The organism is Dyadobacter sp. 676, assembly GCF_040448675.1.
Lineage (GTDB): Bacteria > Bacteroidota > Bacteroidia > Cytophagales > Spirosomataceae > Dyadobacter.
Map to the genome: position 1 here is coordinate 7,176,436 of NZ_CP159289.1, position 12,412 is coordinate 7,188,847.

The window sequence follows — 12,412 nt, forward strand, 5'->3', positions numbered from 1 at the left end:
CGCCTTCGCAGATTTTGAAAACCGGCTAAGGACATGCCGTTGCACAGGCCTCAGATCGCCTCCGAATCGTAGGCGTTGAACCGGATGTTATCGAACGTCACCGGCGCTTTGCTGACAATGTAGATGTCCTGTAAACCGGAGCTGATCTTCCTGTAACGCGTGTAGTTTTCTTTTGCCAGGCCGAGATCGGAAAAACAACGGCTCAGGTAATTTTCGCTTACAAACGTCGTCCCATATACGCTGGCGTTTTTGATACTGTCTTCCACGACACTGTCGCTGTCTTCGCTTTGCGTCGAATAGATGAAGTCGTCGTCCGAATTGCACAGGGACGTATCATGCACCGTAAATGCGAGGACACCAAGCGGCGCCAGGCAATTCAACAGCTGTATCAGCCACCTCCGGAAAAGGTCTTCGGGCAAATGGCTGAACAGGGAAGCCACAAAGATAAACGGGAACTTCATTCCCGGCCGGAACTCCTCGGGGATAAACGAGGAGACGATCCCGTTGACCCCGAATCTTTCGATCTGGAAATCCACCCCATGTTTTTTAACATCGGCCGTGTAGATATGTTCCGGGCGCATTACGTGAACCAGATGCCTTTCCAGCGTACCATAGCCCGAAGCAAAGTCCAGGAAAGGGCCGGCTTCCCGCGCCCACCCGCTACCCCACCTTTTTTCGGCTATCTTGCTGACCATATCGAGCAAGCTCACTCCCCTGACCAGGTACGCCCGGACCGCCGCCTCGACGCTGAAACCGTTATTAATGAAATGCAGCAGCATCATATCGTTTTTTGAGATACCCATATCGAGGCGCGACGGGAGGGCCAGAACCTTCTTGACCCGCTCTATTTCAAGCAGTGTCGCCTCATTCAATCGCCACTCGTCCGGATAAATGTCGTGAATCCTTTGTTCCAGTGCGTGCAGTTTTTGATTGGTTTCCCTGTGCAGCGCCATTTGAGAGATAATATATTTGACCGGCGGGCCAAATACCAGCATTACCATTTTCTTTAAAATAACTTTCATAGCTAACAACTGTTAAAGGTGGAAGAACGTGTAGCGTACTATTTGGTCAAAAAGGGAGATGGCCGTCTCTATTTACAGGACAACAAAATAAATCACGAGCGTTGCGCTTTTTAAAAAAAACTGCGCAATGCCCGTGATACCAATGAAATACAATAAGTAAAAGAAGAGGGAGTAACAATCCACGCGTGCTTATGGGACTCGAACCTCCATCATGGTTTGCACCACAATGCCCTCCCCCTGTGATGCAGCGAAGTATCCCGTTTCTACGGCATCTCTGTATTGTGGCGGTACCACACCGCTATATCGACATACTATTTATGGATTCCAAAGCATGCGCGCCGTTTTCCAACGCAACCAGCACGCCAAAAATCTTGTCGCTCCAACCTGCGATCAGATAAACGTCATCATTCATGAGCCGCAACGGCGTTTGTCCATATCCACGTAAATCGAACAGATAAAGCCGTGCGCGTGGAGCCAGATCACGTTTGTAACGTATCCAAAGCGCCTGGATGCTTTCTGTTCCCATGCTGTCCCAAAGCTGGCAGTCTGTAAAAAGCAGTATTTTATCCACAACCGCTTTTCTTTGCAACAGGTCCCTGACAACCAGATAGCCGTTAGTGGCGTAACCCACTTCACCTTCCCTTCGGTAAAACTCCTGAACACCGGCCAACACACGGTTACTACGAACACCGATGCGCTTCCAGATGTCACCGAACATTCCGATCTCCACATTAGCACAACGCGTTTGCAACAACATTGCCAGCACCAGTCCCACGTCGTAAAGCATAATGGTCGACTTGGCGGAAACGGGCGTCTGCATTGAACCGGAGACATCGCACGCAAGCACCACTCGCGTATTTTTTCCAAAACCGCTGATCGCGGCGGCACTATGCGCAACAGCCAGCTCCAATGCTTCCATCACCCGTTCGCGCCCTTCCGGCTCGCGGCCGAACAACCTTTTGAAACCGCTCATAGCATTCTTGTCATCACTTTCAGAAGTCATTTTCAAAAGCTCACGGTAAGCCGCAAGGTATCGGAACGGAAGTTGTTTGGCTTTCGCAACCTGCTCTGCCGATGACAAAATCCGGCAGATTTTCCGGAAATGCGCCGGGGAAATTAACTTCCAGCAAATTCCGGAGATTTCGAAGCAATGCCATATAGCCGAGTTTTCCACTGTCTATCAACTCCTCCCACTTTGTTTTGAATGCTTCCGCACGTTCGGCTTCGTCCGAAAATACCTGCTGCCCCAACGTCGACAACTCGATTTCCCAGGTGTAGGGCGTGTCCAGATTGTCGGACGCGATCCGGTCGAAAACCATTTGCTGGCCGGCATCTTTTGCTTTCGGGTGCATTGTAGTGGTCGACAAAAAGTACTACACCTATTCAGACAAAAATTACAGCATCGCCAATATCCCCCCTGAGCCGTCGGGATTTGAAGATTCTTGGGGAAATATCGGCTCTGCTGCGACAATTTAAAGGGCTGAGCCATTTCGCCGACCTCAACGAAATGTCAGTCGGCTGGAAGACAAGATTCACGCAAGGCGCACGCACAGCATGCCTGTGGTTGATTTTGAAAAGAATGATAATTTGAAGGGACTCGAACACATCGAATCGATCAGACAGGCGATCATTTCGAAAACGGCCATGTGCTTTACATACCAATGTTTCAAAGCACGGGCGGCATCCACTTTCTGTTTCAGCCCCTATTTGCTGAAAGAGTATCGCAACCGCTGGTTCGTTTTGGGCGAGTCGCATCGGCAGCAGGAACAGATACTCACACTGGCACTCGACCGTATCCTGCATTTAACGGAAGAACCGGCGGAAGTTTACCGGGAAAACCACAGAATCGATTTAGTCACTCATTATGACGATGTAATCGGGGTCACGAAAACGCCTGGCCGGAAAAGCACCGTAGTAACATTTCGAATAGACCATGCCAACGCCCCCTATGTTATTACCAAACCCCTGCAAAATGCATTGGCCGTGACGAACACGGTCAGATTTTGGATCAAGCAGAAAATCTGGGGGGGAGATTAAGCATAAAGTTTGGTAAGCCTGAATAGGAAGAATGGAATATCCCTCACACCTCTGGATGAGGATCTAAAAGCCTTGATCTTCGCATTGAATGACTCTGCCGAAGCGTTGGTACTCCTGTTATTGAAGAAATTAAGGATGTCCAGATAATGCGTTTGAATAGATCGGGCAACGGTTTTAAAGGAATCTAAGCCGCAATTTTCAACTGCATTGTACCACAATGCCAGTCTTTTAAACGCCTGCTCTTTGGACTTGCAAACCCGAAAAACGGTTCCTAAGCCTGTTGCGAGCGTGTAAGCCTGGGCGATTAGTGGGTAACGCTCGAAAAGCAGCCTGGAACGATGAACCTGTGAAGGTGTCCACTTGTCATGGTGCTTGAAAAGCAAATATCTACTCCTGACAAGCAGCTGTTTTAAGGTATCTCCGTTGGCAAGAATTTCCGGCTGGTAAACCAAACCAGATTGCCTGCCAGCTTCAATAGCCTGATTTTCTTGATCCAGGGCTTGCCAACGATGTTGTATCCTGATTTCCTGAACTGCATCAAAGGCAAGTTTTTGCACATGAAAGCGGTCGATGACCTTCAGAGCTTTTGGAAAACATCGACTGACAATCAACCCCATGTTAGCGGCCATATCCAGCGTTACTTCCCGTACTTTACCTCGAATACCTTTCGGAATCTTTCTCAAAACCTCGATGACCAAGCTAGCTTGCGTGCCTTTGACCATAGCCACCAATGAGCCTTTTCTGCCTCTGGCTGCTTTGTTAGTCACAATTGTATAGAGCTCACCGTTGGAAAGAGAGGTTTCGTCAATGCTTAAATACGGGCCGGTGTTCTCAGGGTACAACAACCAGTCAGCAGCATGCTCGCGTTGATCCCAATCTTTGTAGTCGCTTATATGGTCTTTATACTGTTGTTGAAGCTGTTTGCCGTCCAGATGAAAGTATTTCCCTAATTGTGAGCAGCTAACAGGATTATTATCAATACATTGTTTTTAAAAAATCAGCGAACTCTTTAGTCATCCGAGTTCCCTGTTGCACCACATTCCAATCCCTGCTGATAATTTCGCCAGTGTCCTTGACTTCCCAGCGTCGACGCTTGATACAGAGCGTAACTTTTTGATTACGAATAGGAAAGTCCTGAATGTAAATCTCAGGTAAATAACCTTTGGATTCTAATTTTTGATCCTTGTATTCGGAAGGAGGAAGATTTTTCTCTTCCAAGTAAATATGCAGACCAGTGAGGCCTTCGACGATTTTGGAAAGCTCGAAATAATCGAGGATACCCTCTGGTAACAGGAAGCGGACTAGAGCTAAATAGGACTCTTGCAATGCATTCAATGTTGATTCATTGCAAAACAACTACTTTTTTCACCGCTCCCCAAGTTTTCGGACTGATCCCTGATCCCAGATTTTGGATCAAGCAGAAAATCTGGGGGGAGATTAAGCATAAAGTTTGGTAAGCCTGAATAGGAAGAATGGAATATCCCTCACACCTCTGGATGAGGATCTAAAAGCCTTGATCTTCGCATTGAATGACTCTGCCGAAGCGTTGGTACTCCTGTTATTGAAGAAATTAAGGATGTCCAGATAATGCGTTTGAATAGATCGGGCAACGGTTTTAAAGGAATCTAAGCCGCAATTTTCAACTGCATTGTACCACAATGCCAGTCTTTTAAACGCCTGCTCTTTGGACTTGCAAACCCGAAAAACGGTTCCTAAGCCTGTTGCGAGCGTGTAAGCCTGGGCGATTAGTGGGTAACGCTCGAAAAGCAGCCTGGAACGATGAACCTGTGAAGGTGTCCACTTGTCATGGTGCTTGAAAAGCAAATATCTACTCCTGACAAGCAGCTGTTTTAAGGTATCTCCGTTGGCAAGAATTTCCGGCTGGTAAACCAAACCAGATTGCCTGCCAGCTTCAATAGCCTGATTTTCTTGATCCAGGGCTTGCCAACGATGTTGTATCCTGATTTCCTGAACTGCATCAAAGGCAAGTTTTTGCACATGAAAGCGGTCGATGACCTTCAGAGCTTTTGGAAAACATCGACTGACAATCAACCCCATGTTAGCGGCCATATCCAGCGTTACTTCCCGTACTTTACCTCGAATACCTTTCGGAATCTTTCTCAAAACCTCGATGACCAAGCTAGCTTGCGTGCCTTTGACCATAGCCACCAATGAGCCTTTTCTGCCTCTGGCTGCTTTGTTAGTCACAATTGTATAGAGCTCACCGTTGGAAAGAGAGGTTTCGTCAATGCTTAAATACGGGCCGGTGTTCTCAGGGTACAACAACCAGTCAGCAGCATGCTCGCGTTGATCCCAATCTTTGTAGTCGCTTATATGGTCTTTATACTGTTGTTGAAGCTGTTTGCCGTCCAGATGAAAGTATTTCCCTAATTGTGAGCAGCTAACAGGATTATTATCAATACATTGTTTTTAAAAAATCAGCGAACTCTTTAGTCATCCGAGTTCCCTGTTGCACCACATTCCAATCCCTGCTGATAATTTCGCCAGTGTCCTTGACTTCCCAGCGTCGACGCTTGATACAGAGCGTAACTTTTTGATTACGAATAGGAAAGTCCTGAATGTAAATCTCAGGTAAATAACCTTTGGATTCTAATTTTTGATCCTTGTATTCGGAAGGAGGAAGATTTTTCTCTTCCAAGTAAATATGCAGACCAGTGAGGCCTTCGACGATTTTGGAAAGCTCGAAATAATCGAGGATACCCTCTGGTAACAGGAAGCGGACTAGAGCTAAATAGGACTCTTGCAATGCATTCAATGTTGATTCATTGCAAAACAACTACTTTTTTCACCGCTCCCCAAGTTTTCGGACTGATCCCTGATCCCAGATTTTGGATCAAGCAGAAAATCTGGGGGGAGATTAAGCATAAAGTTTGGTAAGCCTGAATAGGAAGAATGGAATATCCCTCACACCTCTGGATGAGGATCTAAAAGCCTTGATCTTCGCATTGAATGACTCTGCCGAAGCGTTGGTACTCCTGTTATTGAAGAAATTAAGGATGTCCAGATAATGCGTTTGAATAGATCGGGCAACGGTTTTAAAGGAATCTAAGCCGCAATTTTCAACTGCATTGTACCACAATGCCAGTCTTTTAAACGCCTGCTCTTTGGACTTGCAAACCCGAAAAACGGTTCCTAAGCCTGTTGCGAGCGTGTAAGCCTGGGCGATTAGTGGGTAACGCTCGAAAAGCAGCCTGGAACGATGAACCTGTGAAGGTGTCCACTTGTCATGGTGCTTGAAAAGCAAATATCTACTCCTGACAAGCAGCTGTTTTAAGGTATCTCCGTTGGCAAGAATTTCCGGCTGGTAAACCAAACCAGATTGCCTGCCAGCTTCAATAGCCTGATTTTCTTGATCCAGGGCTTGCCAACGATGTTGTATCCTGATTTCCTGAACTGCATCAAAGGCAAGTTTTTGCACATGAAAGCGGTCGATGACCTTCAGAGCTTTTGGAAAACATCGACTGACAATCAACCCCATGTTAGCGGCCATATCCAGCGTTACTTCCCGTACTTTACCTCGAATACCTTTCGGAATCTTTCTCAAAACCTCGATGACCAAGCTAGCTTGCGTGCCTTTGACCATAGCCACCAATGAGCCTTTTCTGCCTCTGGCTGCTTTGTTAGTCACAATTGTATAGAGCTCACCGTTGGAAAGAGAGGTTTCGTCAATGCTTAAATACGGGCCGGTGTTCTCAGGGTACAACAACCAGTCAGCAGCATGCTCGCGTTGATCCCAATCTTTGTAGTCGCTTATATGGTCTTTATACTGTTGTTGAAGCTGTTTGCCGTCCAGATGAAAGTATTTCCCTAATTGTGAGCAGCTAACAGGATTATTATCAATACATTGTTTTTAAAAAATCAGCGAACTCTTTAGTCATCCGAGTTCCCTCTTGCACCACATTCCAATCCCTGCTGATAATTTCGCCAGTGTCCTTGACTTCCCAGCGTCGACGCTTGATACAGAGCGTAACTTTTTGATTACGAATAGGAAAGTCCTGAATGTAAATCTCAGGTAAATAACCTTTGGATTCTAATTTTTGATCCTTGTATTCGGAAGGAGGAAGATTTTTCTCTTCCAAGTAAATATGCAGACCAGTGAGGCCTTCGACGATTTTGGAAAGCTCGAAATAATCGAGGATACCCTCTGGTAACAGGAAGCGGACTAGGGCTAAATAGGACTCTTGCAATGTATTCAATGTTGATTCATTGCAAAACAACTACTTTTTTCACCGCTCCCCAAGTTTTCGGACTGATCCCAGATTTTTTTATTGCAACATGGAGGCGAATATAAGAAAAAAGCACTTAACAAAGTTGCTAAGTGCTTGATTTCAAGAGCCCCCCAGTCGGGATCGAACCAACGACCTACTGATTACAAGTCAGTTGCTCTACCAGCTGAGCTATGGAGGCCTTTTTTCTTTGTGATACCGTTTGTTATTCCGTTATCATGGTGCAAAAGTAGTCGAGCGGGATATACAATGCAACCTTTACAAAGTATTTTTTTGAACTTTTTTTTCCGGTTTCAGATAGCTTCCTGAATAATAGTGAGTTGGTGTTTCAGGTCGTCCAGCTGACTCAACGCGTTATTGATCTTCCTCTCGAATTCGGCTTTCAAACGATCCGAAGTTTTCGATTTCGCAAAGAATTCGATGTTGTTTTGCCAAAGTGCGATGTCGTTTTCAAGCTGTGTAATCTTCCGGCGGATATCATTTTCCTTCCGGTACAGGTTACGGCTGCTTTCGCTGTCACGTACCAGTTCCACTTCGCTTTCCAGCACGGCTTGTTCCTTCTCTTTCGTAGAGAGCTGGCCGATGGCGCTTACATAAGTGTTGATGGCCGCGATATAACGCTTCTGAATGGCTTGCATATCCTTTTTTGGGAACAAACCCTATCGACGACCATTCGGCCTTGAACGCGCTCAGCAAATTGAGCGAAGATTCGTCCTTATCCTTGGCTGCCGCCTCGATTCTCTCGATGAGATCGGTTTTCAGTTTCAAGTTGTTTTCGAATTCCTCTTCTACTTCGCGGTTTTTGGCACGTTTCTGGTCGAAATAGGAATCGCAGGCTTTTTTGAAGCGGTCGTAAATCGTATCCTTGAATTTCTCGGGAACCTGTCCGATTCCCTTCCATTTCTTTTGCAGTTCGATCACCTTCTGGGTCGTGGCGGGATTGTCCTCACCGCTCGCCAGAAGAGCTTCCGCTTCTTCACAAAGCTGGTTTTTCAGTTCGAGGTTCTGCTCGCGCTTGGCTTCCAGCTGACGGAAGAACTCGCCTTTGTTATTGAAAAACGTTTTCAACGCGGCCCAGAACTTCTTGCTGAGTTCCTTGCCTTCTTCGCGTGGCATAATGCCTTTCAAGGCAACCCATTGGTCCTGGAACGCCATGATATCTTTCGTCTTGGCATTCCATTCCTTGATGCTGCCGGAGTTATAGGTCGTGAACGGAACAATCGCCTCGTAGATTTTCAGCTTTTGCTCGTAGTTTTCCTGCATGGATTTTTTCTGCTCCGCGAACTGGCCGCGCTGCGCATCGTAAAGCACGTCCAAAGCCTCCTTGAAACGTTGCCAGAGCTTCTCCTGTTCCTCTTTAGGGGCGGGCCCGAGGTGTTTATATTCCTCGAAAATATGGTTGGCTTCATTCAGGATTTCCCGTGACATTGGGCGGTTTTCCAGCGACCTGCCGAGTTCCTCTACTTTCTCGCACAACTCGGCTTTCAGTTCCGCGTTCCGGCGACGGTCCAGCTCCTTGAGTTCGAAGTAAATATTGCGGTTGCTGAAATACCGGTCGATCAGCGCATTGTACGTCGCCCAGAGCGTGCCGTTATGCGGCGATGCGACGTTACCGGCCGCCTTCCATTCCTCCTGTATCTTTTTAAATTCTTCCCAGCTCGATTTCAATCCGCTGGCGTCGGTCTCCCGCGTGCCTTCCTCGTCTACAAGCGCACGCAAGCGGCCGAGAAGTGCCGTCTTGACGTTGAAATTCTTCTCCTTTTCCTTCTCCTGACTTTGGTAAAATGCGTTTTTCAAACTACGGATGTCGCGCGTCAGGGAATCGATTTTCTGCGTTTCCGCGTCGTATTTGTATTCGAACCCTTCTTCGCCGCCGGTTTCTTCGATAAATACCTTCAATGCGGCTTCGCGGTCCCTTTGTTTGATCTGATCCAAAACCGTACGGACGCCCCTGGCAACGGCTTCCGCCTTTTTCAGCTGAGCTGCGGTAGCACCTTCGCCGCGGATGGCCGCCAGCTCGTTCTCCAACAAATTAACCAGCTGCTCCTTAGACAGTTGGCTATAATCCACATCAGGCGTTTCTTCCTCGTGCTCCTCAGTCAACTCATTGTTAAGATCAATTTCAAGGGTATCAATCGTTTTTGGTGCCAGGTCGTCCTGCTCTTCGCTTTTGACCCCTTCTTGTTGTTCTTGTGCCATCGTGATGCTTGTTTCGTACGTACGGTCTCTTATAGATTACAAATCTAATAATCTTTCCTTTGAATTGGCTACTTTTGACAGCCCATCATTGAACATATTAGTATCCAATGGATCAGAATATTGCAAATATCCGTCATGATTATCAGCTCAAAGGCCTTCTCGAATCCGATCTCGACCCTGATCCCCTGAAACAGTTCAGGTTATGGTTCGACGACGTGCTGGAAGCAGGGATTACCGAATCGAATGCAATGCTCCTCAGCACGGTTTCCGAGGGTCGCCCGGCGGGCCGGATTGTGTTGCTCAAGGACTTCGATAAAAGAGGGTTTTCCTTCTTCACCAATTATGACAGTAAAAAAGGCAGGGAAATCGAAGCCAACCCGCAGGTAGCTTTGACTTTTTTTTGGAAAGAACTTGAAAGACAGGTCCGTATCGAAGGTAAAATCGAAAAAACATCGGAAGAAGAATCGGACGAATACTTTGCTGTGCGACCGCGCGGCAGCCAGATCGGCGCGTGGGCTTCGGCCCAAAGCGAGGTCATTCCCGATCGTACGTTTCTTGAAGAAAAAACCAGCGAACTGAAAGCCCGGTTCGAAGGCCGGCCGGTGCCCCGTCCGCCCTATTGGGGTGGCTACCGGGTCGTTCCCGACTATATCGAATTCTGGCAGGGCCGCCCCAGCCGCCTGCACGACCGGTTGGCCTATACGAAGCAAAGCGACGGAGAGTGGAAAGTTGAGCGGCTTTCGCCGTAGTCAATAAGTTAATGAGTGAATGCTTCAATGAGTGAATGAGTGAATAGTTTACAGAAACAGATCATTCACTCATTCACTCATTCAAAATTCACTCATTACTATTTCCTCTCACTCATCGGAACGAAATCCCTCCTTGGCGCTCCGATGTAAATCTGGCGTGGGCGGCCGATCGGCTCTTTGTTTTCGCGCATTTCTTTCCATTGGGCGATCCATCCAGGCAAGCGACCAATGGCGAACATTACCGTGAACATGTTGGTCGGGATACCCAATGCGCGGTAAATGATACCTGAATAGAAATCCACATTCGGGTAGAGCTTGCGCTGCACGAAGTATTCGTCTTCCAAAGCGGCTTTTTCGAGTCTTTGCGCGATTTCAAGCACAGGATCGTTGATGCCCAGCTTGTTCAATACGTCGTCCGCAGCCTTTTTGATGATGCGTGCACGCGGGTCGAAATTTTTATAAACGCGGTGACCGAAACCGAACAGGCGGAAGCCGCTGCTCTTGTCCTTGGCCATATTAATGTATTTCTGCGTATCGCCGCCGTCGGCTTTGATAGCCTCGAGCATTTCGATCACCTCCTGATTGGCACCTCCGTGGAGAGGCCCCCATAATGCGCTGATACCCGAAGAAATCGAAGAGAAAATGTTGGCATGCGACGAGCCTACCAGCCTCACGGTAGAAGTAGAGCAGTTCTGCTCGTGGTCGGCGTGGAGAATGAGAAGCTTGTTCAATGCGGCGGAAACAACCGGGTCAACATGGTATTTCGCTACCGGCAACGAGAACATCATGTTCAGGAAGTTCGAGCAATAATCGAGGTCGTTCTGCGGATAGTTTACGGGATGCCCCTGGGATTTTTTGTACGACCACGTTGCGATCGTCGGCAATTTGGCCAGCAAGCGGATAATGTGCAGCTGGGTCACCTCCTCCGAATTCTGCCCGTTCGCATCGGGATAGAATGCGCTCATCGCACTCACCAGCGACGACAGCACGCCCATCGGGTGGGCATTTACCGGAAAACCTTCGAAAATTTTGCGCATATCCTCGTTCACGAGCGTATGCGTACGGATTTCATGTTCAAATTCAGCGAATTGTTTTTCGGTAGGAAGCTCTCCGTAAATAAGCAGGTATGCAACTTCAAGGAAAGAAGATTTCTCGGCCAGGTCCTCGATCGAGTAACCTCTGTAATTCAGAATGCCCTCTTCTCCGTCCAGAAATGTAATGGCACTTTTGGTCGCGCCGGTATTCTTGTAACCCGAGTCAATCGTAATATACCCTGTCTGGTCACGCAATTTGGAAATATCTATCGCCTTTTCCTGTTCACTACCTTCAATTATGGGGAACTCGTACTTTTTACCTTCAAGGGTCAATTCAGCTATTTGGGACATAGAAATAAGAATAAAATTAAAAGGGTTAATGACAAGGCAGGCCAATCGGTCAATTCAAGCCAAAGTTTTTCGTTAACAGCGATTTACTTACCCAACAAGTTAATTTTGTGTTAAATAGGCCCGGGGATTAACCATTTCCCCGTCCGACACAAGCCGCAATATCCTAAAAAACTGCGTACTTTCTATTATTATCCATGGTTTATTTGTGAAAAATCAAGACGGAAACAATATTATTTCACAATTTGAAGTATTTATAAGAATATTCTACTGCCACACTTTTACCGGACAATAATTCGCAGTAAAAAAAGCGCCTAAACGGCGCCGGAACCACTTTTCCCCTGTGTTAGCACATCGTTACCCGGTTCTTTGACCAATATCCTCTTGAAGAGGTACCTCAGGTGCAGGCCGGTGAGGATGACCGGCAATAAATGCGCGCCGTAAATGAATGCCTTGCCCGTGATCCGGTACGAAAATGACGAGAACGTTACAAACACGTACATGAACCACGCAAGCGAAACGCCCGTCAATGCGAGGTAGGTAAATATGGCCGTTTTCCTGCGCGTCAAACGGTAAACCAGCTCACAAAGCGCAAGCGAAATCCCGACGACGATCATCACGGTTAGCAATGCCCTCGGAAAATTACGTATGTAATGGTGCTTGTACACCAGTACTCCGATCTTCCCGATCAGATTCGGATGCGCGAGAAGGTAAGCATCCGTGACACTCAATACCAGCAGCAGCAACAGGCTGCTCCATTTGCGATTCATTCTGAT

At 47.3% G+C, this 12,412-nt stretch carries 15 protein-coding genes and 1 tRNA gene; 2 read left to right on the top strand and 14 right to left on the bottom strand.

Features of this window, described 5'->3' with window-relative positions; genetic code table 11:
- Window positions 1-50: 50 nt before the first annotated feature.
- From ABV298_RS31395 to ABV298_RS31405, 3 genes are all read right to left on the bottom strand, one after another.
- Window positions 51-1,022, bottom strand: a complete 972-nt coding sequence (locus ABV298_RS31395) for a hypothetical protein (RefSeq protein WP_353720060.1) — start codon at window positions 1,020-1,022, stop codon at window positions 51-53.
- 298 nt (window positions 1,023-1,320) lie between these two features.
- Window positions 1,321-2,025: a hypothetical protein gene (locus tag ABV298_RS31400; protein WP_353720061.1), complete on the bottom strand. Its 705-nt coding sequence runs from the start codon at window positions 2,023-2,025 to the stop codon at window positions 1,321-1,323.
- Between the two features lie 10 nt (window positions 2,026-2,035).
- Window positions 2,036-2,389, bottom strand: a complete 354-nt coding sequence (locus ABV298_RS31405) for a TROVE domain-containing protein (RefSeq protein ID WP_353720062.1) — start codon at window positions 2,387-2,389, stop codon at window positions 2,036-2,038.
- A 220-nt stretch (window positions 2,390-2,609) separates the two neighbouring features.
- On the opposite strand from ABV298_RS31405, the gene ABV298_RS31410 reads away from it, so the two are divergent.
- Window positions 2,610-3,059 (top strand): WYL domain-containing protein, encoded by a 450-nt coding sequence (locus ABV298_RS31410; protein ID WP_353720063.1) that lies wholly within the window; start codon window positions 2,610-2,612, stop codon window positions 3,057-3,059.
- Here ABV298_RS31410 and ABV298_RS31415 read toward each other — a convergent pair.
- The 9 genes from ABV298_RS31415 to ABV298_RS31455 form a co-directional block, all read right to left on the bottom strand.
- Window positions 3,056-3,904: a transposase gene (locus tag ABV298_RS31415; RefSeq protein ID WP_353720064.1), complete on the bottom strand. Its 849-nt coding sequence runs from the start codon at window positions 3,902-3,904 to the stop codon at window positions 3,056-3,058. The genes ABV298_RS31410 and ABV298_RS31415 overlap by 4 nt on opposite strands.
- A 130-nt stretch (window positions 3,905-4,034) precedes the next feature.
- Window positions 4,035-4,385 (bottom strand): transposase, encoded by a 351-nt coding sequence (locus ABV298_RS31420; RefSeq protein WP_353719806.1) that lies wholly within the window; start codon window positions 4,383-4,385, stop codon window positions 4,035-4,037.
- A 111-nt stretch (window positions 4,386-4,496) separates the two neighbouring features.
- A complete protein-coding gene (locus ABV298_RS31425; protein ID WP_353720064.1) occupies window positions 4,497-5,345 on the bottom strand; it encodes a transposase in 849 nt (282 codons plus the stop codon).
- 130 nt (window positions 5,346-5,475) lie between these two features.
- The gene (locus ABV298_RS31430; RefSeq protein WP_353719806.1) at window positions 5,476-5,826 is read right to left on the bottom strand and encodes a transposase; all 351 of its coding nucleotides are present in this window, start codon (window positions 5,824-5,826) and stop codon (window positions 5,476-5,478) included.
- Window positions 5,827-5,937: 111 nt separating this feature from the next.
- A complete protein-coding gene (locus tag ABV298_RS31435) occupies window positions 5,938-6,786 on the bottom strand; it encodes a transposase (RefSeq protein ID WP_353720064.1) in 849 nt (282 codons plus the stop codon).
- Between the two features lie 130 nt (window positions 6,787-6,916).
- Complete coding sequence (locus tag ABV298_RS31440; protein WP_353720065.1) at window positions 6,917-7,267, bottom strand: transposase; 351 nt, start codon at window positions 7,265-7,267, stop codon at window positions 6,917-6,919.
- A 146-nt stretch (window positions 7,268-7,413) separates the two neighbouring features.
- Window positions 7,414-7,487: transfer RNA gene (locus ABV298_RS31445), tRNA-Thr, on the bottom strand.
- Window positions 7,488-7,599: 112 nt separating this feature from the next.
- Window positions 7,600-7,854, bottom strand: a complete 255-nt coding sequence (locus ABV298_RS31450; RefSeq protein WP_353720066.1) for a hypothetical protein — start codon at window positions 7,852-7,854, stop codon at window positions 7,600-7,602.
- Complete coding sequence (locus ABV298_RS31455) at window positions 7,823-9,505, bottom strand: DUF349 domain-containing protein (RefSeq protein ID WP_353720067.1); 1,683 nt, start codon at window positions 9,503-9,505, stop codon at window positions 7,823-7,825. The genes ABV298_RS31450 and ABV298_RS31455 overlap by 32 nt, the downstream gene beginning before the upstream one ends.
- A 107-nt stretch (window positions 9,506-9,612) precedes the next feature.
- Here ABV298_RS31455 and pdxH point away from each other — a divergent pair, with 107 nt between their 5' ends.
- Complete coding sequence (gene pdxH / locus ABV298_RS31460; protein WP_353720068.1) at window positions 9,613-10,254, top strand: pyridoxamine 5'-phosphate oxidase; 642 nt, start codon at window positions 9,613-9,615, stop codon at window positions 10,252-10,254.
- Window positions 10,255-10,352: 98 nt separating this feature from the next.
- Here the strand turns inward: pdxH and ABV298_RS31465 are convergent, their stop codons facing one another.
- Window positions 10,353-11,639 (bottom strand): citrate synthase, encoded by a 1,287-nt coding sequence (locus tag ABV298_RS31465; protein ID WP_353720069.1) that lies wholly within the window; start codon window positions 11,637-11,639, stop codon window positions 10,353-10,355.
- 311 nt (window positions 11,640-11,950) lie between these two features.
- A complete protein-coding gene (locus ABV298_RS31470; RefSeq protein WP_353720070.1) occupies window positions 11,951-12,406 on the bottom strand; it encodes a hypothetical protein in 456 nt (151 codons plus the stop codon).
- Window positions 12,407-12,412 lie beyond the last annotated feature (6 nt).

Excerpts from the sequence above, each read along its gene's own strand:
- ABV298_RS31455 (WP_353720067.1), bottom strand. The coding sequence starts at position 9,505 with ATGGCACAAGAACAACAAGAAGGGGTCAAAAGCGAAGAGCAGGACGAC.
- ABV298_RS31400 (WP_353720061.1), bottom strand. The coding sequence starts at position 2,025 with ATGACTTCTGAAAGTGATGACAAGAATGCTATGAGCGGTTTCAAAAGG.
- pdxH (WP_353720068.1), top strand. The coding sequence starts at position 9,613 with ATGGATCAGAATATTGCAAATATCCGTCATGATTATCAGCTCAAAGGC.
- ABV298_RS31395 (WP_353720060.1), bottom strand. The coding sequence starts at position 1,022 with ATGAAAGTTATTTTAAAGAAAATGGTAATGCTGGTATTTGGCCCGCCG.
- ABV298_RS31465 (WP_353720069.1), bottom strand. The coding sequence starts at position 11,639 with ATGTCCCAAATAGCTGAATTGACCCTTGAAGGTAAAAAGTACGAGTTC.
- ABV298_RS31470 (WP_353720070.1), bottom strand. The coding sequence starts at position 12,406 with ATGAATCGCAAATGGAGCAGCCTGTTGCTGCTGCTGGTATTGAGTGTC.